15 protein-coding genes and 2 pseudogenes are annotated in these 22319 nt (G+C 69.9%); 11 read left to right on the forward strand and 6 right to left on the reverse strand.

Features of this window, described 5'->3' with window-relative positions; all coding sequences use genetic code 11:
* Positions 1-36: 36 nt before the first annotated feature.
* Positions 37-1470, reverse strand: coding sequence for a cytosine permease (locus ACFWP7_RS33550; protein ID WP_384389335.1), 1434 nt, complete (start codon positions 1468-1470; stop codon positions 37-39).
* Positions 1471-1586: 116 nt separating this feature from the next.
* On the opposite strand from ACFWP7_RS33550, the gene ureA reads away from it, so the two are divergent.
* The 7 genes from ureA to cimA all read left to right on the forward strand — a co-directional run bounded on the left by ureA (position 1587) and on the right by cimA (position 11006).
* Entirely contained in the window at positions 1587-2279 is a 693-nt protein-coding gene (ureA, locus tag ACFWP7_RS33555) for an urease subunit gamma (RefSeq protein ID WP_384389338.1), read from the forward strand.
* Positions 2276-3946, forward strand: a complete 1671-nt coding sequence (locus tag ACFWP7_RS33560) for an urease subunit alpha (protein ID WP_384389341.1) — start codon at positions 2276-2278, stop codon at positions 3944-3946. The genes ureA and ACFWP7_RS33560 overlap by 4 nt, the downstream gene beginning before the upstream one ends.
* 11 nt (positions 3947-3957) lie before the next feature.
* Positions 3958-4998, forward strand: a complete 1041-nt coding sequence (locus tag ACFWP7_RS33565) for an agmatine/peptidylarginine deiminase (RefSeq protein ID WP_384389344.1) — start codon at positions 3958-3960, stop codon at positions 4996-4998.
* 11 nt (positions 4999-5009) lie between these two features.
* Positions 5010-5609, forward strand: coding sequence for a TetR/AcrR family transcriptional regulator (locus ACFWP7_RS33570; protein ID WP_384389347.1), 600 nt, complete (start codon positions 5010-5012; stop codon positions 5607-5609).
* A 232-nt stretch (positions 5610-5841) separates the two neighbouring features.
* On the forward strand, positions 5842-7806 hold the full coding sequence (locus ACFWP7_RS33575; RefSeq protein ID WP_384389349.1) for a TolB family protein: 1965 nt from the start codon (positions 5842-5844) through the stop codon (positions 7804-7806).
* 26 nt (positions 7807-7832) lie between these two features.
* Entirely contained in the window at positions 7833-9101 is a 1269-nt protein-coding gene (locus ACFWP7_RS33580) for a hypothetical protein (protein ID WP_384389351.1), read from the forward strand.
* A 300-nt stretch (positions 9102-9401) separates the two neighbouring features.
* Positions 9402-11006, forward strand: a complete 1605-nt coding sequence (gene cimA / locus ACFWP7_RS33585) for a citramalate synthase (RefSeq protein WP_384389353.1) — start codon at positions 9402-9404, stop codon at positions 11004-11006.
* Between the two features lie 138 nt (positions 11007-11144).
* Here the strand turns inward: cimA and ACFWP7_RS33590 are convergent, their stop codons facing one another.
* A complete protein-coding gene (locus ACFWP7_RS33590; RefSeq protein ID WP_384389356.1) occupies positions 11145-13049 on the reverse strand; it encodes a ricin-type beta-trefoil lectin domain protein in 1905 nt (634 codons plus the stop codon).
* Between the two features lie 322 nt (positions 13050-13371).
* Here ACFWP7_RS33590 and ACFWP7_RS33595 point away from each other — a divergent pair, with 322 nt between their 5' ends.
* The gene (locus tag ACFWP7_RS33595; RefSeq protein ID WP_384389358.1) at positions 13372-16392 is read left to right on the forward strand and encodes a glycoside hydrolase family 3 N-terminal domain-containing protein; all 3021 of its coding nucleotides are present in this window, start codon (positions 13372-13374) and stop codon (positions 16390-16392) included.
* A gap of 198 nt (positions 16393-16590) precedes the next feature.
* A complete protein-coding gene (locus ACFWP7_RS33600) occupies positions 16591-17949 on the forward strand; it encodes a hypothetical protein (RefSeq protein ID WP_384389361.1) in 1359 nt (452 codons plus the stop codon).
* A gap of 38 nt (positions 17950-17987) precedes the next feature.
* Here ACFWP7_RS33600 and ACFWP7_RS33605 read toward each other — a convergent pair whose 3' ends face one another.
* Positions 17988-18815: an NAD(P)H-binding protein gene (locus ACFWP7_RS33605; protein WP_384389364.1), complete on the reverse strand. Its 828-nt coding sequence runs from the start codon at positions 18813-18815 to the stop codon at positions 17988-17990.
* Positions 18816-18980: 165 nt separating this feature from the next.
* Between ACFWP7_RS33605 and ACFWP7_RS33610 the strand changes: the two genes are divergently transcribed.
* Together ACFWP7_RS33610 and ACFWP7_RS33615 are read left to right on the forward strand one after the other, a co-directional pair.
* Positions 18981-19334, forward strand: a complete 354-nt coding sequence (locus tag ACFWP7_RS33610; RefSeq protein WP_384389400.1) for a winged helix-turn-helix transcriptional regulator — start codon at positions 18981-18983, stop codon at positions 19332-19334.
* 66 nt (positions 19335-19400) lie between these two features.
* Positions 19401-19832, forward strand: coding sequence for a group II truncated hemoglobin (locus tag ACFWP7_RS33615; protein ID WP_384389367.1), 432 nt, complete (start codon positions 19401-19403; stop codon positions 19830-19832).
* 184 nt (positions 19833-20016) lie between these two features.
* Here ACFWP7_RS33615 and ACFWP7_RS33620 read toward each other — a convergent pair.
* From ACFWP7_RS33620 to ACFWP7_RS33630, 3 genes and pseudogenes are all read right to left on the reverse strand, one after another.
* A pseudogene (locus tag ACFWP7_RS33620) lies at positions 20017-20469 on the reverse strand (LuxR C-terminal-related transcriptional regulator); the annotation flags it as partial.
* Positions 20470-20652: 183 nt separating this feature from the next.
* A pseudogene (locus tag ACFWP7_RS33625) lies at positions 20653-21018 on the reverse strand (response regulator transcription factor); the annotation flags it as partial.
* The gene (locus ACFWP7_RS33630) at positions 21015-22262 is read right to left on the reverse strand and encodes a sensor histidine kinase (protein ID WP_384389371.1); all 1248 of its coding nucleotides are present in this window, start codon (positions 22260-22262) and stop codon (positions 21015-21017) included. The gene ACFWP7_RS33630 and the pseudogene ACFWP7_RS33625, both read right to left, overlap by 4 nt.
* Positions 22263-22319 lie beyond the last annotated feature (57 nt).

The raw sequence follows: 22319 nt of genomic DNA on the forward strand, positions 1-22319 counted from the left end.
TCAGCCACGACGCGCCCGCAGGCGACGCACCGGCCTTCAGCGCCCGCTTCCCGCGCCGGCCAGCTCCTGCCCGGCCCCGACCCCCTGTGACGCGTGCCGGGCCGACAGCGCCAGGTACACAACACCCCCGACGCCCCCCGACAGCAGGAAACTGCAGTCCACCCCGCCCGTCAGGGCGAGCAGCGGCCCCTCGTACGAGGGAAGCGACACCGCCAGGAGTCCGACAACCGCACCGAGGGCCCACGCCACCACGGCCTGGACGTTCCAGCCGTGCCGGTACCAGTAGATCCCGCCCCGCGAGCGGCGGTTGAAGACCTGGAGGGCGTCCCGGTCGTACACACCGCGGCAGCGGGCGAAGCCGATGAGGGTGATGACGGCCCACGGGGTGCCGATGGCGGTGAGGAGCGGGACGAAGGAGGTCATCGCGTCCTGCGCGCTGGAGGCATAGTGCCCGGCGAAGACACACCCCGTGGCGACGACGGCGACCGCGAGCGTGGCGTGGGCGCGTGAGGCGCGCGGGAGGATCGCGTCCAGGTCGAGGCCCATCGAGTAGAGCATCAGGCCCGCGTTGCCGACCGAGCCCGCGGAGGCGGCGAGCAGCAGCGGGACCAGGTACCAGGTGGGGGAGGCCGTCACGAGCGGCCCCGCGTAGTCGAGGGCCGCGCGGGCCGCGTACGCCGTGAAGGTGCCGAAGAGCTGGGGGACCAGGAGTCCGACGGTCAGGCCAAGCCAGGTGGCGTGCAGGACCTTGCGGGAGGAGTGGCGGGCCGGGGAGATGTAGCGCGTGTAGTCGCCGAGGAGGGTGATGAACGCGATGGGACCCGACAGGCCGGCGGCCACTGCCGCGAGCAGCCAGGTCGGCCAGAAGGAGCCGAGCAGAGGGCCGCCGGCCCCCGGGAGCGCGGCGGTCGTGAACTGCGGGGCGTACGCGATCACGCCCACGACCAGTAGGGCCGTCATGCCGATCGCCAGGACGCGGGACATGGCGAGCAGCACGCGGTAGCCGTACACCGCGCCCGCCACCGTCGCCGCCGCGAGCAGCCCGTAGATCACGCCGTACGAGATGCCGTTGGCCGGCAGTCCGAACAGCCGGTTGAGCACGCCCGCCAGCACGTCGCCGCCGATCCAGACGGTCAGCGTGGTGTAGCCGAGGGCGAGCAGCAGGCCGACGACCGAGCCGACCAGCCGTCCGCGCACGCCGAACTGGGCGCCGGAGGAGGTGGAGAGGTTCGTCGCGGTGCGCAGGGAGATCAGGGCGAGCGGAGCGGTGATCGCCGTGCCGACGACCGTGCCCGCCACGATCGAGCCGACCGAGGCCCACCAGCCGAGCCCGAAGGACGCCGGCAGCCAGCCGAAGATGATCACGCCGAGACAGAGGTTGGAGCCGAGCAGGATCGACACGAGGTCGCGAGGGCCGCTGGTGCGCTCCTCGTCGGGGATGGTGTCGACGCCACGCTGTTCCACCGGCATGGTGGGCCTCTCCTTCTTAGAGTGACGCTCAATGTGAGCCTGGACAGGCTGACGCGTCAACCCTTCCGGAGATGGGTTTTACCGTTTAGAGTGATGCTCTAAGAGAGGGATGTGAGATGAGGCTGACCCCGACGGAACGTGACCGGTTGCTGCTGTTCTCGGCAGCCGAACTGGCCCGGGCCCGCAAGGCTCGGGGTCTGAAGCTCAATGTGCCGGAGGCCACCGCGCTCATCGCGGACACCGTCTGCGAGGCCGCCCGGGACGGGAGGCGGCTGGCCGAGGCCATCGAGTGCGCCCGCTCCGTACTCGGCGCGGGCGACGTGCTGCCGGGCGTCGCCGACGTCGTCACCGAGGTGCATGTCGAGGCGGTCTTCGACGACGGTTCGCGTCTTGCGGTCGTCAGCGACCCCATCGGCGGCGGCCTCGGGGATCAGGCTCCGGGCGCGCTGCTGCCCGGGCCGACGCACGCTGAACCGGCCACCGTGCTGCGGCTGCTCGTCACGAACACCGCGACCGTGCCCGTCTCCGTCACCTCCCACTTCCACTTCTTCGAGGCCAACCCACGGCTCGACTTCCCACGGGCGGCGGCGTACGGGATGCGGCTGTCCGTCCCGGCCGGGTCGTCCGTGCGGTTCGGCCCCGGCGAGAGCGTCGAGGTAGGACTGCTGCCCATCGGCGGCGAGCGGATCGCGATCGGGTTCGCCGGTCTGGTTGACGGGCCGCTCGATGCGCCGGGGGCGAAGGAAGAGGCGCTGCGCAGGGCCGCCGCCTGCGGGTATCTCGGAACCGATGGAGCTGGGCAACGATGAATCCGTACGAGTACGCCGCCACCCACGGCCCGCGCGCGGGCGACCGCGTTCGCCTGGGTGACTCGGGGCTCACGATCCGCGTCGAGTCCGACGCCCAGAAGTACGGTGACGAGTTCCTCGCCGGCTTCGGCAAGACCGCCCGCGACGGGCTGCACCTCAAGGCCGCCGCCGTCCGTGACACCTGCGACGTCGTGATCAGCAACGTGGTGGTGATCGACGCGGCGCAGGGGATCCGGAAGGTCTCCATCGGCATCCGCGAGGGACGGATCTGCTCCATCGGACGGGCCGGTAACCCCGACACCCTCGACGGCGTCGACGTCGTGGTCGGCACGGGGACGTCCATCGTGTCCGGCGAAGGACTCATCGCCACCGCCGGCGCCGTCGACACCCACGTCCACCTGCTGTCGCCGCGCATCATGGAGGCCTCGCTCGCCTCCGGGGTGACCACGATCATCGGCCAGGAGTTCGGCCCGGTGTGGGGCGTCGGCGTCAACTCGCCCTGGGCGCTGCGGCACGCCTTCAACGCCTTCGACGCCTGGCCGGTCAACATCGGCTTCCTGGGCCGGGGTTCGTCGTCCTCGGACGCCCCGCTGATCGAGGCACTGGCCGAAGGCGGCGCGTCCGGCTTCAAGGTCCACGAGGACATGGGCGCCCACACCCGCGCGCTGGACACGGCCTTGCGTGTTGCCGAGGAGCACGACGTCCAAGTCGCCCTGCACAGCGACGGGCTGAACGAATGCCTGTCGGTCGAGGACACCCTCCGCGTGCTCGAAGGACGCACCATCCACGCCTTCCACATCGAGGGATGCGGCGGCGGGCACGTGCCGAATGTGCTGAAAATGGCGGGAGTTGCGAACGTCATCGGCTCCTCCACCAACCCCACCCTGCCCTTCGGCCGGGACGCGGTCGCCGAGCACTACGGAATGATCGTCTCCGTCCACGACCTGAAGACCGACCTGCCCGGCGACGCCGCCATGGCCCGCGACCGGATCCGGGCCGGCACGATGGGCGCCGAGGACGTGCTGCACGACCTGGGCGCGATCGGCATCACCTCCTCGGACGCGCAGGGCATGGGCCGCGCGGGCGAGACCGTACGCCGGACGTTCGCGATGGCCGGGAAGATGAAGGCCGAGTTCGGTGCTCCCGGGGATCACGACAACGAGCGCGTGCTGCGTTACATCGCCAAGCTGACGATCAACCCCGCCATCGCGCACGGCCTTTCGCACGAGATCGGCTCCCTGGAGATCGGCAAGCTCGCCGACATCGTGCTCTGGCGACCCGAGTACTTCGGTGCCAAACCGCAGCTCGTCCTGAAGTCCGGCTTCCCGGCGTACGGCGTCGTCGGCGACCCGAACGCGGCGACCGACACCTGCGAACCCCTCGTCCTGGGACCGCAGTTCGGGGCGCACGGCTCGACGCCCGCCGACATCTCGGTGGCCTTCGTCGCACAGGCGGCGCTCGACCAGGGCAACGACCTGATGCCCACCCGCCGCCGACGGGTCGCCGTCCGTGGCACGCGCGGTATCGGCCCGGCCGACCTGCGCCTCAACTCCCGTACCGGAGCGGTCGACGTCGACCAGCGCACCGGCCTGGTCACCCTCGACGGCGACCCGATCCGCTCCGAGCCCGCCGACTCGGTCTCCCTCAACCGCCTGTACTTCCTGTGAGGACCTCCGCCATGAACACGCCTGCAGTCGACGGCTTCCGGATGCCCGCCGAGTGGACCCCGCACGAGCGCACCTGGATGGCGTGGCCGGGCCCCAACCCCACCTTCGAAGACCCCGGCGACCTCGCCGAGTCCCGTGCGGCATGGGCGGCGGTGGCCCGGGCGATCCGCCGCTTCGAACCGGTGACCGTGGTGTGCGGTCCCGGGCAGTCCGCGGCGGCCCGCGAGCTCCTCGGCCCGGGCATCGACACCGTCGAACGCGACCTCGACGACGCCTGGATGCGTGACATCGGCCCCACCTTCCTCAGCAACGGGAAGGGCGAACTCGCCGCCGTGGACTGGACGTTCAACGGCTGGGGCGCCCAGCACTGGGCCCGCTGGGAGCACGACGCGAAGATCGGCGCGTACCTCTCGGACCTCGCGGGGGCACGGACGTACGCCTCGAAACTCGTCAACGAGGGCGGCGCGATCCATGTCGACGGCGAGGGGACCGTCCTGCTCACCGAGACCGTGCAGCTCGGCCCCGAGCGCAACCCGGGCTGGACCCGCGAGCAGGTCGAGGCGGAGATCCACGCCCATCTCGGCACCCGCAAGGCGATCTGGCTGCCGCGCGGACTGACCGGCGACTACCCGCCGCACGGTTTCGGCACGCTCGGCCATGTGGACATCGTCGCCGCGTTCGCGCGCCCCGGTGTCGTCGTCGCGCACTCCCAGCCGGACCCGGCGCACCCCGACCACGAGCTGAGCAAGGAGATCACCGGCCTGCTCCGGGCGGGGACCGACGCGCGGGGCCGCAGGCTGGAGGTCGTCGAGGTCCCCGCCCCGACGGTGCTGGAAGCGGACGGACACTGGGCCGACTACTCCTACATCAACCACTACCTCTGCAACGGCGGCGTGGTCCTCTGCGGCTTCGACGACCCGCGTGACGAGATCGCGGCCGGCATCTTCCGCCGACTGTTCCCCGAACGGACGGTCACGCTGGTGGACGCACGTACGATCTTTGCCGGGGGCGGAGGCATCCACTGCATCACCCAGCAGCAGCCGAAGATCTAGGGAGTCGGGCGATGGCCGGTGCGCGCAGGAACGCGCCCCCGCGTGAGGACGTGCTCGCCGCGGCCATGGACATGATCGCCGAGCGCGGTCTGGAGAAGCTCACCATGGCGGCGCTCGGCCGCGAGGTCGGCATGAGCAGCGGCCACCTCCTCTACTACTTCCGCTCCAAGGACGAACTGCTGCTGCGGACCCTGGAGTGGAGCGAGGGCCGCCTCGGCGCCGAGCGAAGCCGACTGCTGGCCGCACGCGGAACCGCCCGCGAACGCCTCGACGCGTACGTCGACCTGTACGTCCCCGGCGGCCACCGCGACCCGCACTGGACCCTCTGGCTCGAGGTCTGGAACCGCTCGCAGAACGCCGACGACGACGCCCGCGAACGGCAGGTCGCCATCGAGAGCGCCTGGCACCGGGACCTGGTGGCCCTGCTCGCCGAAGGCGTCTCGCACGGCGAGTTCCGTCCCGTCGACCCGGACCGCTTCGCCGCCCGACTGCGCGCCCTCCTCGACGGCTTCTCCATCCACGTGGCGATCGGCCTGCGCGGTACGGACCGGGGGCAGATTCTCGGCCACGTACGGGAGTTCCTGGACGAGGGACTCCTCCCGGACGCCTGATCAACCGCCCGGGTTGTACGCAATGCGGGGGATTGACCCTGTAGTGGGTGGTGCGTTTGCATCCAGGAGTGCCCTTGGCACGGGGCCGGGGGCGACACGATTCCAGGGGGAAATCATGTGGAGAGCCGCAGGTGTGTCGGGCGTTGGCTTAGGGGTGACGCTGCTACTCGCACTCACCCCGCCGACCGCGTCCGCCACACCGCATGCACCTCATACGCCCACGGTGGAGAGGGTGAGCACGGCCGCCGACGGCAGCCAGGCCGACGGAGAGTCGAACGGCGCGGCGATCAGCGCCGACGGTCGCCACATCGCGTTCACGTCCACCGCGCCGAGCTTCGGCTGCGCGAACTTCTCCATGTGCCTGCTCACGAAGGACCTGACTGACGGCGAGGTCACCACGATCGACATCGGCAGCGGCTACACATATGGCTCGCCGATGCCGAGCGCCGACGGGAGCCGTATCGGCTACACCGCGGGCACCCGGTTCCTGGCCCCGTACCTGTACGACCGAGCCACCGGCAGTTCGGAGAAGCTGTGGCCCGAGAACCCGCCCGGTTTCAACGAGTTGGGTCGCGTGCAGTCGATCAGTCCGGACGGCACGCACGTCGCGTACACCATCGGCAACCGCAACGGCTCGGAGAACTTCCGGCTGTTGTACGTCCGCGACACGGCCACCGGCGCCGACGAGCTGATCTCACCGGCCGAGGAAGGCGACAAGGCCGGGGCCTCGGTGAGTGGCGACGGCGAGCGTGTCGCGTACGCCGTCCGCAGCGACTCCGAGGAGGACCCGGTCGACGTCTTCGTCAAGGACCGGGCGACGGGCGAGCGGACCCAGGTCGACAAGGACCTCGGCGTCGCCGATCTGGTCCGCATCACCGCGGACGGCCGCCGCGTTCTCCTCAACGCCGAGGGCGGTGTGTACATCCACGACCTCCGCACGGGCGAATCGCGGCGCGTTGCCGAGGGGACCGGCTTCTCGGCCACGGCGGACGGCCGGTACGCCGTAGTCGCGGGCGAGGACGGCGAGCGGGTGCGGGACCTGCGGACGGGGCTGCGCGGGGCCGCCCTCCCGCCGAGCGCCCAGTCAACAGACGACGTGCTGACCGCCAACGGGCGTGCGGTGGTGTTCAGTTCGACGGCGTCCCACTTGGTGCCGGGTGACACCAACAGGGAGTGGGACGTGTTCGTCTTCTCGGGCGCGCTCCGGGAGAACCCGGAACCGATGCCCTCCGTCACCGAACGGATCAGTGTGGCGCCGGACGGGCAGCAGCTGCCCGGGGCGTCCTACGACCCGGTGATGGGGGAGGGCAAGGTCGTCGCCTTCACCTCGCAGGGGGCCGACGACCCGAAGGACACGAACGTGTTCGTCCTGGCGGGCGGCGCAGTCTCCTTGGTCAACTCCAGTGCACAGGGCCCGTCCCACGAGGGCACGCCCTGCTACAGCGGACGCATGGTCGGCTACGTGGCCCCGCTCGAATCCGACGGCGCCCCCGGCGTCCACATACGCAACCGCTCGGTCGGCAAGCTGACCAGCCTGGGCTCCTACCAGGGCGTCCGCTTCACCTGGATGGGACAGCCCAGCGTGGACCCCAGCTGCCAGTGGATCACCTACGCCGCCACGCTGCCCGCCACCGACGCCGACCCGCACCCGCAACCCCGCGTCTACCGTTTCCGGTTCAACGGCGGCACCACCGACGTGGTCAGCGCGTCCACGGGCGAGGCGGCGGGCAACCCGGCGATCAACGAAGGCGGCCGGTACATCGCCTTCGAGCAGAGCGGCGGCATCTACGTCCGCGACCTGGACACCGGTGACTTGGAGAAGGTCAGCAGCAGCTCCTCGGCTCCCTCGATCAGCGCGGACGGACACAAGGTCGCCTTCCAGCAGGGCCGGAACGTCTATGTCCGTGACCTCGACGCCAAGACCACGACCGGGGTCAAAGGCGCGGAGCCCTCGCTTTCCGGGGACGGCGCGCAGGTCGCGTACACCTCGGGCCGTTCCGTGTATCTGCTCGAACTCGCCACCGGTAAAAGTCAGTTGATCAGTGTCGACCGTTGGGGTGGTCGCAACGACCTACCGGCAAGGCACCCATCCGTCAACGCCGGCGGCACCGTCGTCGCGTTCGAGTCGGCATCACCCGATCTGGTGGAAGGGGACACCAACGGGGTGCCGGACGTCTTCCTGAGGACAGTGCAGTGACAACGACCAACCACGGGGGAATGACCATGCACAGCAGCACATCGCACCGCCGCGTCGCTCTGGCGGCCGGCGTCGTCGCGCTCGCCGCCGCAGCGGCGCTCACCGGCCCCACGGCGAGCGCCGCCCCCGGCGCTCCGCGCACCGAGAAGGGGAGCGTGGCCCCGGACGGCACGGACGGCAACGCCCCCTCCGGTGGGGGGAGCATCAGCGCGGACGGCCGCTACCTGGCCTTCGTCTCCTCCGCCGACAACCTTGTCGCGGGCGACACCAACGGGCTGGCCGACGCCTTCGTACGCGACCTGAAGACCGGCACCACCCGCCTGGCGAGCAACAGGGCGGACGGCAGCCCTGGGGACGGCCACGTCCTGGACGTCTCTTTGAGCGCCGACGGCCGGTATCTGGCGTTCACCTCCAATCCCACCTACGACACCGCCGACAACCATGTCTGGGTGAAGGACCTGAAGACCGGCGCCCTCCAGCGGGTCGACGACACCGTCGCCCCGGGCTACAGCGCGGCGAGCAGCCCCGCCCTCAGCGCCGATGGCCGCTACCTCGCCTTCCTCGCCCTGAACACGGGTGAGGCGCCGGCGGGAGACAACACCAACCGGGCCTACCGCGTCGACCTCGTCACCGGCAAGACCGTCCGGATCAGCCAGGTGCCCGGTGTGGGCGTCTGGAAGTCCGCCGCCGGCTATCCCTCCATCAGCGCGGACGGCAGTCGGGTCGGCTACATGTTCTTCGTCCCGCACCCCTTCCCGGGCGACTGGAGCGACGCCTACGTCCGTGATGTGCGAAGCGGCGAGCTGTTCCAGATCGACAAGGCGCCGGAAGGCAAGGTGTCCGACGCGCAGACCGAGTCACCGCAGGTCAGCGCCGACGGGCGGTACGCGGTGTTCAACTCGCTGGACTCGCAGCTGACGCCGGGCGACACCAACAACGCCCACAACGTCTTCATCCGAGACCTGAAGACGGGGGAACTGCGCAGCATCGACGCCGCCGACCCGGCCGCCAGCTCCGGCGCCGCGTCGCTCAGTGCCGACAACCGGTACCTCGCCTACCTTTCCGCCGACCTGCGTGATCCCGACCGCACCGGGCAGGTGTACGTACGCGATCTGCGGACCGGGCACACGGTTGTGGTGAACCCCAACACCCAGGGCGGAAACAGCCAGGCGGCGGTGTTCGACCTGGCGATCGACCGGCACGGCCGCCAGGTCGCCTTCAGCAGCTGGGGCACCGACCTTGTGCCCGGTGACACCTACGACACCACCCACGTCTACGTCCGTCACCTGAGGTGATCGACCGCATCCTGAGACAACGGTGAGCGAGGCGCGGGGGCTGTGCCAGACTGCCCCCGTGCTCTCGTTCGCCGTGATTATTGGCAGCAGGCGCGCCGGTCCGCAGTGACCGCCACGTACCACCACGTACGGGCGGGCACCGTCGTCTTCGACCCGCGCGCAGACCTCTCGCACCCGCGAGGGGTTTTTCGTTTTCCTGGCCCACCTCAAGCCGGGAAAGGAGCGCGAGGGATCATTGGAGGACGGTGGAGCCGGTCATTCCGGTACAGACCGAGATCCAAACCTCAGGAGCCAGACACCATGACGGACACCAGCGAACTCGACGATTCGTTCCACGTCTTCGACACGACCCTGCGCGACGGCGCGCAGCGCGAGGGCATCAACCTCACCGTGGCGGACAAGCTGGCCATCACCCGGCACCTGGACGACTTCGGGGTGGGCTTCATCGAGGGCGGCTGGCCCGGTGCCAACCCGCGTGACACCGAGTTCTTCGCCCGCGCCCAGCAGGAGATCGACTTCAAGCACGCCCAGCTGGTCGCCTTCGGCGCGACCCGCCGCGCCGGAGCCAAGGCTTCCGAGGACCCACAGGTCAAGGCCCTCCTCGACTCCGGCGCCCAGGTGATCACCCTGGTCGCGAAGTCCCACGACCGCCATGTCGAGCTCGCGCTCCGCACCACCCTCGACGAGAACCTGGAGATGGTCCGTGACACGGTCTCCCACCTGCGCTCCCAGGGCCGCCGAGTCTTCGTCGACTGCGAGCACTTCTTCGACGGCTACCGCGCGAACCCCGAGTACGCCAAGGCCGTCGTCCGCGCTGCCTCCGAGGCGGGCGCCGACGTGGTCGTCCTCTGCGACACCAACGGCGGCATGCTCCCGGCCCAGGTCCAGGCGGTCGTCGCCACCGTCCTGGCCGACACCGGCGCCCGGCTCGGTATGCACGCCCAGGACGACACGGGCTGCGCGGTCGCCAACACGCTGGCCGCCGTCGACGCGGGCGCCACGCACGTCCAGTGCACGGCGAACGGCTACGGCGAGCGGGTCGGCAACTCCAACCTCTTCCCGGTGGTCGCGGCCCTGGAGCTGAAGTACGGCAAGAAGGTGCTCCCGGAAGGCGCCCTGCGCGAGATGACGCGCATCTCCCACGCCATCGCCGAGGTGGTGAACCTGACCCCCTCCACGCACCAGCCGTACGTCGGTGTCTCCGCCTTCGCCCACAAGGCCGGCCTGCACGCCTCCGCGATCAAGGTCGACCCGGACCTGTACCAGCACATCGACCCCCAGCTGGTCGGCAACACCATGCGGATGCTGGTCTCCGACATGGCGGGCCGCGCCTCCATCGAGCTCAAGGGCAAGGAGCTGGGCGTCGACATCAGCGGCGACCGCGAGCTGGTCGGCCGGGTCGTCGCCCGCGTCAAGGAGCGCGAGCTCCAGGGCTACACCTACGAGGCGGCCGACGCGTCCTTCGAGCTGCTGCTCCGCGAGGAGGCCGAGGGCCGCGCCCGCAAGTACTTCCGCGTCGAGTCCTGGCGCGCCATCGTCGAGGACCGCCCCGACGGCAGCCACGCCAACGAGGCCACGGTCAAGCTCTTCGCCAAGGGCGAGCGCATCGTCGCCACCGCCGAGGGCAACGGCCCGGTCAACGCCCTCGACCGCGCCCTGCGCGTAGCCCTTGAAAAGCTCTACCCCCAACTCGCCAACCTGGAGCTCGTCGACTACAAGGTCCGCATCCTGGAGGGCAAACACGGCACCCAGTCCACCACCCGCGTCCTCATCTCCACCTCCGACGGCGCGGGCGAGTGGTCGACGGTCGGCGTCGGCGAGAACGTGATCGCCGCTTCCTGGCAGGCGCTGGAGGACGCGTGCACGTACGGTCTGCTGCGGGCGGGGGTGGAGCCGGCGGAGTAGGCGTTCTCAGCCCGTCCGGCGTTTGAGGACGAGGCCGTTCAGGCCGAAGCGGGGGTCTGGGGGCGGCAGCCCCCGGGAACAAGGGACGGGTAGGGGCGGAGGGGGCGAAAAACCCTCCCCGCCCCACCCCGCACCCCCCTACTGCAGATGCCACTTCTGGTTGGCAGCCCCCGTGCAGGTCCAGATCTGCGCCCGAGCCCCGTTCGCCGACGAATTCCCGGTCACATCAATGCACTTATTGGCCGCGGTATTGACGACATCCCCGGTGGTGGAGTTGTACGTCCACCGCTGAGCCCCCGTACCGTTGCAGTCGTAGAGCTGAAGCTGCGCCCCGTCCGCAGTGGACGCCGACGTCACGTCGAGGCACTTCCCGAGCGACTGAACCGAACCGTCGGCCTTGACCGTCCAGGTCTGCGCGGTCGACCCGTTGCAGTCGTAGAGCTGCACGGCGGTCCCGTTGGCCGACGAACCCCCGGCCACATCAAGGCACTTACCGGCAAGCCCCACAAAGGCCCCGCTCTGGTCACCGCCACCTGCCTGCGTCCCGGACCAGGTGAACGTCGCCGAGGTCTTGCCGGGCAGCGAGTAAGTCGCGTGCTGCCCACCCCAGTTGATCGTCACCGTCTTCGCGGTGGACGCGTCGTTGTACGCGATCAGCGCCTTCGACCCGTCCGGGTTGCGCCACGCGACATTGGGCACGGACGTACTCGCCGTGGAGGCGATCCGCTGCGCGCCCGGCTTCACGAACTTCGTGAGGTGCCCCATCGTGTAGTACTCGATGGTGTAGTCGACCTGCCCGCTCTGTGCGTCGCCGTTGTGGACGGTGACGAGCCCGGTGCAGGTGCCGCAACCACCGTTGTGCGGCCCCATGTTCTGGTCCACGGCCAGCGACCACTTGGTGATCGACTTCGCCCAGTTCCGGGTGTAGTCGACGATGTTGAGCATGTCCTCACGCTGCTGGTTGGCGATCCAGGTGCCACCGGAGTGCTCGGTTCCGAAGGCGTCGAGCGTGGGGTACTGGTTGTGGACGGTGGTCTGCTTGGTGACGTCGCCGCCATAGCCGTGCCAGGCGACCCCGCCGAAGTTCGGATGCGTGCGGACCGCCGCGTCGTCGACCGTCGAGGCGGCGTACGAGTCGTACACGTCCCAGTTCCAGTCATGGGCGAGCACCTTGGTCGAAAGCCCCGCCGCCTGGAGCTTCGGCAGCAGCTCGCTCTTGGTGAAGTAGGCGAGTCCCGAGGCGTTCCAGCTCATCGACGGGTACCCGGAACAACACGTCGGCTCGTTCTGCACGGTGACGTACGAGACGGGCACACCCTGAGCCTGGTAGGCCTGTAGGTACTTCACGAAGTACGAGGCGTACGCCGAGTAGTACTCCGACTTCAGCCAGCCGCCGTTGAGCGACCCGCTGTCCTTCATCCAGGCGGGCGCCGTCCACGGCGACGCCATCACGGTCAGTGCGGGATTGAGCGTGCGCGCCTGCTTGGTCAGCGGTACGACATCCGCCAGGTCGTGTGCGATGGAGAACTGCGCGAGATTCGGGTCGGTCTGTCCGGCCGCCACGTCGTCGTAGGAGTACCCGTACCGCGCGAGGTCCGAGGCGCCCATCGGATTGCGTACGAAAGAGAGCCCGATCCCGGCCGTCGGCGAGAACAGCTTCGTCATCGCGGCGTCACGCTGGGCCTGCGTCAGCGCCCCACTGCTGTTCATCAGCCAGGCGGCGGTGTCGGTGAAAGAGGCGCCGCCGCCGGTGAACGTCTGGTAGCGGGTGTTCTCGTCCACGGTGATGTTGTCGCCGCTTCCGCCGCTGCCGGCCGAGAAGGCGAAGGGGGTTTGCGCCTGCAATCCGCGGGTGACATGGCGGCCGCCGGTGTCGTCCGTCGTGGTCAGGTAGGCGGTGACCTGCTCGCCCGCCGCGTGGGCGGGAACAGTGCCCACGGCGCCGAGTCCGGCTGTCGTCAGCAGTCCGGCGACGAGCAGCCGCGCTGCCCGGCCCGTTCTCTTCAGGCTTCTTGGAGATCTTGCTGTGCTCGTGGTGCTCATCGGCGCGCAGCCCTTCTGGAGGTGGGGGATGGGGGCGTGCGAGGCGTGAGTAAATGACGGCTGCGGGCCTGAGTCAAGGGGTCGCGCGTTCAAAGACTGAAGGAACAACTCTGCTGATCCAGCCGGGTATTGCCCGTGTACCGGTTCTGACGTGAAGTCTTGACGGTTTGCAGGGACGCCAGTTAACTCACGGCGTGATCTAAGTCGTAAGAGTACTGAAGAGCGCTGAAGAGAGCACTGAAGAGCACCGACGAGTACTCAGTACACCGAAGAGGGTTTGACACACGAACCAAGAGGATCAACGAGAGTCGAGGGAAGGTCCATGCGAAGAACCGCCCTGCTCGTTTCCGCCGCCTTGCTCACCGGGCTGCTGCCCCTGGCCTCCGCGTCAGCCGCCGCTCAGGCCGACGACCCGTCCCCTGTCCCCGTGGACACCTTCGAGGGCGAGGTCCCGTTCGCGAATCCGCCTGCCGAAGGCCTCTTCACATGGGGCGGCGACACCGACGATCCGCCCCAACTGGCCCTGACCGCCCGGGCCGACGCCCCCGAGGGCGCCAAGGTCCTCACCGGCACCTACGACATCAGCGGCTACGGCGGTTACAGTCACGACTTCGCCTCCGGACAGCCGGCCCATGACTGGTCCGCGCACAAGGGCATCCGCTTCTGGTGGGACGGCCAGAACAACGGCAAGAAGATCCCCTTCGAGATCAAGGACGGCGGCGCGAACGGCGCGGCCTCCGAACTGTGGACGACATCCTTCACGGACGACTTCACCGGCTGGAAACAGATCGAGATCCCCTTCGCAGACTTCGCCTATCGCACGGACTATCAGCCAGTGGGCGGCATCGACCACATCCTCGGCCTCACCGAGATGTGGGGCTACTCCCTCACCCTCCCCGTCGGCCTCAAGGCCCAGTTCGCCATCGACGGCGTGGAGTTGTACGGCACCGCCGACCAGTCACTGCGCGCGAGCGTCCTCACCGACTCCACGGTCTACCCGGTCAAGGAGGGCGGCAGGGCCAACGTCAAGGTCTCCGTCGCCACCACCGGCGCTCTCCCGCTCGACGAGCCGGTGACCGTCGCGTACGAGACGACCGGCGGCACCGCCGACTCCGGCAAGGACTACAAGCCCGTCAAGGGCTCGATCACCTTCCCGGCGGGCACGGCCTCAGGCGCCTCGCGCACCGTCTCCGTGACCACCGTCAAGGACAGGTCCGGGGAGTCCGCCGAGACGATCCCCCTGAAGCTGACGGTCACCGGAGCCAAGCCCCCGGTCGGCACCCCGCAGGTCGTCATCGACGCCCACGGACTCCCGTACCTGGACCCGAAGTTGTCGGTGGAGAAGCGCGTCGCCGACCTCGTGTCCCGGCTGTCCCTGGCGGAGAAGGCCGGTCAGATGACCCAGGCCGAGCGCAACGCGATCAACCCGCAGAGCGACATCGCGACGTACGCCCTCGGCTCGCTCCTCTCCGGCGGCGGCTCGACCCCCACGCCCAACACCCCAGAGGCGTGGGCGAAGATGATCGACTCCTTCCAACTCCAGGCGCAGGCAACGCGGTTCCAGATCCCGCTGATCTACGGCGTGGACGCGGTGCACGGCCACAACAACCTCGTCGGCGCGACGGTCATGCCGCACAACATCGGCATCGGCGCCACCCGTGATCCCCAACTCGCCGAGGAGACGGGCGAGGTGACCGCCGCCGAGGTCCGTGCCACCGGCATTCCGTGGACCTTCGCGCCCTGCCTGTGCGTGACTCGCGACGAACGCTGGGGCCGCAGTTACGAGTCCTTCGGTGAGGACCCGGCCCTCGTCGAGTCCCTGGAGACGATCATCCAGGGTCTCCAGGGCCGCGCCAACGGCAAGGACCTGAGCGACAGCGACAGGGTCCTCGCCACCGCCAAGCACTTCGTAGGCGACGGCGGCACCGAGTACGGCTCGTCCACCTCGGGCTCGTACACCATCGACCAGGGCATCACCAAGGTCACGGAGCAGGAGCTGGAAGCGGTGCACCTGGCGCCTTACCAGGACGCCGTGGACCGCGGCGTCGGCTCGGTCATGCCTTCCTACTCGTCGGTCGACATCGTCGGCGACGACGCCGGCCCGGTGAAGATGCACGCCAACGCGGCGCTCATCAACGGGGTGTTGAAGGACGAGATGGGCTTCGACGGCTTCGTCATCAGCGACTGGGACGGCATCAACCAGATCCCCGGCGACTACGCCTCCGACGTCCGTACGTCCGTCAACGCGGGCATGGACATGGTCATGGTCCCGTACGCGTACAAGGACTTCCACACCACGCTCATCAGCGAGGTGAACGCGGGCCGGATCAGCGAGGCGCGCGTGGACGACGCCGTATCGCGCATCCTCACGCAGAAGTTCAAGCTCGGCCTCTTCGAGGAGCCGTACGCCGACACGAGCGGCGCGTCCGACATCGGCTCGCCCGAACACCGGGCCGTGGCCCGCGAGGCGGCGGCCGAGTCGCAGGTCCTCCTCAAGAACGCGGGCAGCGTCCTGCCCCTCAAGAAGTCCCAGAAGGTGTACGTCGCCGGGTCCAACGCCGACGATATCGGCAACCAGACCGGCGGCTGGACCATCACCTGGCAGGGCTCCTCCGGCGCGATCACGGAGGGCACGACCATCCTGGAGGGACTGCAGCAGGCCGGCGGCAACGTCACCTACTCCAAGGACGCGTCGGCTTCGACCGCCGGTTACGACGTCGGTGTGGTCGTCGTCGGCGAGACCCCGTACGCCGAGGGTGTCGGCGACGTGGGCAACGGCAACGACCTCGAACTGACCGCCGCGGACAAGGCCGCCGTCGACAAGGTCTGCGGCGCCATCAAGTGCGTGGTCCTGACCGTCTCCGGACGGCCGCAGCTCGTCGGCGACCGCCTCGGTGACATCGACGCCCTCGTCGCCTCCTGGCTGCCGGGCACCGAGGGTTCCGGCGTCGCGGACGTCCTCTACGGCAAGCGTCCCTTCACCGGCCAACTCCCTGTCACCTGGCCCAAGTCCGAGTCCCAGCTGCCGATCAACGTCGGCGACACGTCGTACGATCCGCAGTTCCCGTACGGCTGGGGCCTCACGACCCTCACCAGGACACCCGAGGGTGGCACGGCGACCCTGAAGGCCCTCGCCCTGGCCGCCAAGGCCGCCGAGCGGACGGGCTCGGCCAAGGCAGGCCAGGCCGCCGTCACCAAGGCCCGCCTCCTGGTCCAGCAGAAGATCGGCACCACCATCACAGCCGCCGTCTCCAAGCCCTTCGCCGACGCCGACCACCTCCTCCTGACAGGCCGGTACGAGGACGCGGTGGCGAAACTGAGGGAGGCGTACGCGGCGACGTAGGCACTGCCATGCGCCGGACGGGTCCGACAGCCCGTCCGGCGTTTGAGGACGAGCGCGTTCAGCGCGAAGCGGGGGTGTGGGGGCGGCGGTAGCCCCCAGGAACAAGGGACGGGTAGGGGCGGAGGGGGCGAAAAACCCCACCCACCCCCGCCCCACCCGCACAGCCACTTCCCGTCACTGTCAGGTACCGTCGAAGACATGAGGGCCGCACGCGCAAGAAGGCTCCCCGGACTGCTGAGCGTACTGACGCTCGCCGCCCTGGCAGTCCTCACCGCCCAGGCGCCCACGGCCCACGCGGCCACCGACGTAGGCACGGTAGCCGCAGCCCTCCGAGAGTCCCCTGTATACGTCGACCCCGCCGCCTCCGCCCAGCTCTCCACCGCGGAAGCCGACACCCTCGCGAAGAAGATCAGGACCGCGGACAAGCCGGTCTTCGTCGCGGTACTCCCCGCGGACTTCCCCACCCAGAACCTCTTCCAGAACCTCCGCACCGCCACCGGCATCACCGGCCTGTACGCGATCAGGCTCGGCGACCGCTTCGACGCCAGAGCCGACTCCGCGGTGATGTCCACCACCGCCCTGCAGAACCTCCTCACCAGCGTCCAGAACAACGAGAACACCAACACCCAGCTGGACGACTTCACGGACCGTGCGCTCGCCAACATCGGCGGCGCGGCCCCCGCGAGCTGGGACTCCGGCAGCACCGACGGCGCCGGCGTCTCCACAACCGCCCTGATCACGGTCGGCGCGGTGGCGGTGCTCGGCGGCGCGGGCGCCTACACGCTCGTACGACGGAACAAGCGCCGCAAGGCGGAGGAGCAGCGGGCGGCCCTCGACAAGCTCCGCGTGGTGGTGGACGAGGACATCACGGCGTTCGGCGAGGAACTGGACCGCCTCGACTTCCACCCCGCGGAAGCGGGCGCGGACGACTCGATGCGCGCGGACTACGAGCGCGCCCTGGACGCGTACGAGCAGGCGAAGTCGTCCATGGCCGCCGCCGAGTACCCAGAAGACGTACGCGCCGTCACCAAGGCCCTGGAGGACGGCCGCTTCTCCCTCGCCGAGCTCGCCGCCCGCCGCGAGGGCCGCCCGGTCCCCGAGCGCCGCGCCCCCTGCTTCTTCGACCCGCGGCACGGCCCCTCGGTCGCCGACGCGACCTGGACGCCGGCCGGCGGCTCGACTCGTGAGGTCCCGGTCTGCGCGGCGGACCGGGCCCGCCTGGCGGACGGCGCCGACCCGGCGATCCGCGAGGTGGACACCGAGTACGGACGCCGCCCCTACTGGGATGCGGGCCCGGCCTATGGCCCCTGGGCGGGCGGCTACTTCGGCGGCGGCCTGCTGCCCGGCCTCCTCGTCGGCACGATGCTCGGCAGCATGATGGCCAGTCCCGCGTACGCGGCCGACTACGGCTCCGGTTACGGCGACTTCGGCTCCGCCGGATACGAAGGCGGCGATGTATCGGGCGCCGACTTCGACTCCGGCGACTTCAGCGGCGGATTCGGCGGTGGAGGCGGCGACTTCGGCGGCGGTGGAGGGGACTTCGGCGGCGGCTTCTGACGATGAGGCGGCCGCCGAAGGACCTCAGGCCGTTCCCGTCACTTGAACGCGGCGAGGTTACGCTCCGCCCACTGAGCGAACGTACGCCCCGGACGTCCGAGAATCCGCTCCACATCGGGACTGACCCGCTGCTCCTCGGCCGTGGGTGTTCCCATGATCCCGAGCGTGGCTTCCACGACCGGCTCGGGCATGAACCCCAGCATCTGCTCCCGTGCTTCGTCACGCGTCTGCTCGACGAACCGCACCGGCTCGCCCAGCGCGTCCCCGATCGCCGCGACCTGCTGCCTGGGCGAGACAGGCGCAGGCCCGGTCAGTGTGTACGTGCTGCCGCCGTGACCGGACTCCCGCAGCGTGACGGCGGCGACCTCGGCGATGTCGGCCGGGTCGATGGTCGGCAGCGCGACGTCACCGAACGGCGCGGCGGCCACCCGCCGCGCGCGAACCGGCTCGGCCCACGCGAACGCATTGGAGTCGAATCCCCCCGGCCGGAGCACGGTCCACTCCAGCCCCGACCGCTTGACCGCCTCCTCCAGCTCCGGCGGATGCCGTAGCGTCCCGACGCCCTGAGACGAAAGAAAGACGATCCGTCGTACGCCCCCGATCCGAGCCGCGTCGAGGATCCCGCTCAGATCCCCGACAGTCGCGAACCATTCGCCGGAGATCAGCAGGAACAGCGCCTCGGCGCCGTCGAGCACGGGCTCAAGGCTCTTGGGTTCACTCAGATCGGCCTGGACGTGGCGCACCCCCGTCGGCACGTCCGCCGCTGAAGCCCCGCGCGAGACGGCTGTCACCTGCTCGCCCGCCGCGGCCAGCGCCCGCACGAGCGGCCGCCCGACATTCCCCGTCGCTCCCGTTACCACGATCATGTTCACTCCCCAGTGACCCGTTTGACCTGCAGTGACCTGCCGGCCCAGCCCCTTGTGGGGCCTGATGAGAAGCTACTGGCGATGGCATAGTAGGTACCTAGAGGAAAGTAATGGGGAGAGGGGTCGATTGTGACCGACAGCACATGGCGGGCGACGGCGACGGACATGTCGATCGACCCGGAGGTGGCCTGTCCCATCGCCCCGGTCGTCGACATCGTCTTCAGCCGCTGGACGACCCCGATCCTGTGGTCGCTCAACGAATACGGGCGGCATCGCTTCGTGGAGCTGGAACGCCGCATCACCAAGATCACACCCAAGGTGCTGACCCAACGCCTGCGCCAGTTGGAACGAGATGGTCTCGTCGTGCGCACCTACCACCCCGAGGTCCCGCCCCGTGTCGAGTACGAGATCAGCCAACTGGGCCGCAGCCTGGCCCCACTCTTCGCCACTCTCGCCGACTGGGCCTCCGTCCACCTCGACAAGGTCGAGGACGCCCGCCAGGACTACGACGCCCGCTGAGTTCATGAGTTCATGTGGCCCCCGCAGGACTTGGCGGAACCTGTGCCACCGCCCCACGATGAGAGCGTGACGAGTCTCTACGAACACGCGGGCGGCGACGATGCCCTGCACCGCCTGGAGGAGATCTTCTACGCGAAGGCGCTCGCGGACCCCGTCCTGCGCGAGGTCTTCCCGCGCCGCGAACCGCATCACGTCGACCATCTGACCTGGTTCACCGCCGAGTCGTTCGGCGGCCCGGACCGCTTCACCCAGGAACTCGGCTTCGCGCACATCATCAACGTGCACCGGGGCCTGCGGATCACCGACGAACAGCGCGACCGCTTCGTGCAGGTCTATCTGGAGTCGCTCGACGAGGCGGACCTGCCCGACGACGAACTCTTCCGCACCGCCGTCCGCTCCCATGTCGAGTTCGGCTCGCGCGTCGCCCAGCAGAACTCCCTGGCCGAGACGGACCGGGAACTCCACCCACTCCGCGAAGTCCCGCACTGGGACTGGTAGTTCACCTAGGTCAGTCCTGTCGTCAATTTCCCGTCGTCGCCCGGAGGGCGGCCTCGCGGCGTCGGGTGCGTGCTCTCGGTGTGCCGGGCGTGGACCTTCGTACGGGACGTACTTGGGTCTGCGCCCGGTGCGGCGAGAGGGCGTGCATGGCGTCGCGAGGAAGACGGGAAGGTGACGACAGGACCTAGGGCGCCCCCAACGGCTCGCCGCCCGTACGCGGCACGACCAGCCCACTCTCGTACGCCGTCACCACCGCCTGTGTACGGTCACGCAGACCGAGCTTGGACAGAACGCGGCTGACGTGTGTCTTCACGGTCTCCTCGCCCACGTGCAGCCGCCGGGCGATCTCGGGGTTGGACAGGCCCTCCGCGATCAGCCGCAGCACCTCCGTCTCGCGTGGTGTCAACGCGCCGAGTGTCTTCCGTGCGGGCGTCCGGGGCTTCAGCCGGGCGAACTCGGCGATCAGACGGCGGGTGATGGCGGGCGCGAGCAAGGCCTCCCCGGCGGCGACGACCCGTACCGCCTCGAAAAGCCGCTCCGCGGTGACGTCCTTGAGGAGAAACCCACTCGCCCCGGCAGCGAGAGCGTCGTACACATGCTCGTCGAGGTCGAAGGTGGTGAGGATGAGCACCCGGGGAGGGCCCTGAGCAGCAGCCTCACCGAGGCCCTCGCCAGGGCGTTCGCCAAGCCGCTCGGGAAGGCGTTCGCCAGGGCGCTCGCCAGGGCGCTCGCCAAGGCGCTCGGGAAGGCGCTCGGGAAGGCTCTCGAGTTCGCTCCTGCCCGTGAGCTCGCCCCGGCCCGTGAACTCACCCCCGCCCGTGGGGTCGTCCCGGCCCTTTTGCGCGTCAGAGCCCGCGCGCTCGGCGGGCGTCGCCTGTGCGGGCGTCGCCCGTGCGGCCATTTCCTGTACAGCTGTTGCCTCGGGCGCCATCAGTTCGGCGGTCGCCTGGATCCCGTCCATGACCGGCATACGGACGTCCATGAGAACCACGTCGGGTCGCTCCGCCCGGCAGATCCGCACCGCCTCGGCGCCGTCGCGCGCGGTGCCGACGACCTTGAAGTCTGCCTGGGTGGCAAGGAGTCCGGCATATCCCGCACGCACGACCTCATGGTCGTCGGCGACGACGATACGGATCGGCGCGGTGGCTTCGGCCCGAGTGGGGGTGCTCGCATGGGTCTCGGTCATACAAGGGCCTCCGCCCGTACGGGAAGCCGCGCCTCGACGAGGAACCCGCCGCCGGGTGCCGGGCCGGTACGGAGGGTGCCGCCGACCGTGGCGGCACGTTCGCGCATGCCGAGGAGCCCGTGGCCGGCGTCCGAGGCACGGGAGACGTCTGAGCCCTGCGAAACGCCCGAGGCCTCCGAGTTGCTGGTGCCGACGGGCGGCCCCGGCCCGTTGTCGCGGACGCGGATCGCCAAGTCCTCGTCCGAATAACGGAGCTCGACATCGACGGCGGCACCCCGCGCATGTCGGCGGGCGTTCGTCAGGGCCTCCTGGACGATGCGGAACGCGGTGACCTCGATGCCCGGTTCGAGCGCGGCGACAGGGCCGCTGACGATCAACCGGGTACGGGAGCCGGAGGCGTCCCGGGAGTCGTCGATCAGCTCCATGAGCTGGCGCAGTCCGGGCTGCGGGCGCCGGGTGACACCCACGTCGGCGTCCTCCCGCAGCACCCCCAGCAGCCGCCGCATCTCCGTCAGCGCGCTCCGGGCGGTGTCCCCGATGGCGAGCAGCCGGGTGGCGCCGTCCGCGGGGAGCCCTGCCGTGGTCAGCCGGGCGGTCTCCGCCTGGACGGCGATCATCGAGATGTGGTGGGCGACGACGTCATGCAACTCCCGCGCGATCCGCGCCCGTTCGCCGCGCGCGGCATGCGCGAGCAGGGTGTCCGCGAAGGCCCGCTCCGTCGCGCTGTGCGCGAGTGCGGCACTGCGGACCTGATGGGCGATGCCCGTCGCGGCCGCGGCGGAGGCGAGCGTGGTCACGAGCACGGCCATCACCCGGGTGGTGAGGTCGTCCTGGCTGGCGAGGGCCAGGACGACGTACGGCAGGACGAGCGCGCCGCTGAGCCGGGGTGCCCCGGCTCGCCCGAGCCAGTACACAGAAGCCAGTTGGGCCACTACCCCCGCCAGGGTCAGCGCTCGGAACGGCGTCAGCGCAAGCACTCCCGCGGAGGTCACCGCGACAGCGGCCCCGGCCCGCACCACCATGGCACGGTCGGCCCCGAGCACGAAGGTGAGCGGAAGAGTGGTGCAGACCCCGAGCAGCAGGGCGAGCGCCAGATTCTCGCGCAGGCTTACGACTCGGAGCAGAACCTCTGCGCAGGCGAGGAGAGCGAGGGCAACCGGGTACGTCACGGGGGCCGGGAAGCGCCGTAGCCACTCCCACACCCCCGCGACCCCATCGCCGCGTCGCGCAGTGTCCTCGCTCATGCACGCCATTGTGCCGTCGGCGGCGCCGCAGCGCGTCACCCTGGGGTTTCTCCCCCG

Source organism: Streptomyces sp. NPDC058470 (genome assembly GCF_042721055.1).
Taxonomy (GTDB): Bacteria; Actinomycetota; Actinomycetes; order Streptomycetales; family Streptomycetaceae; genus Streptomyces.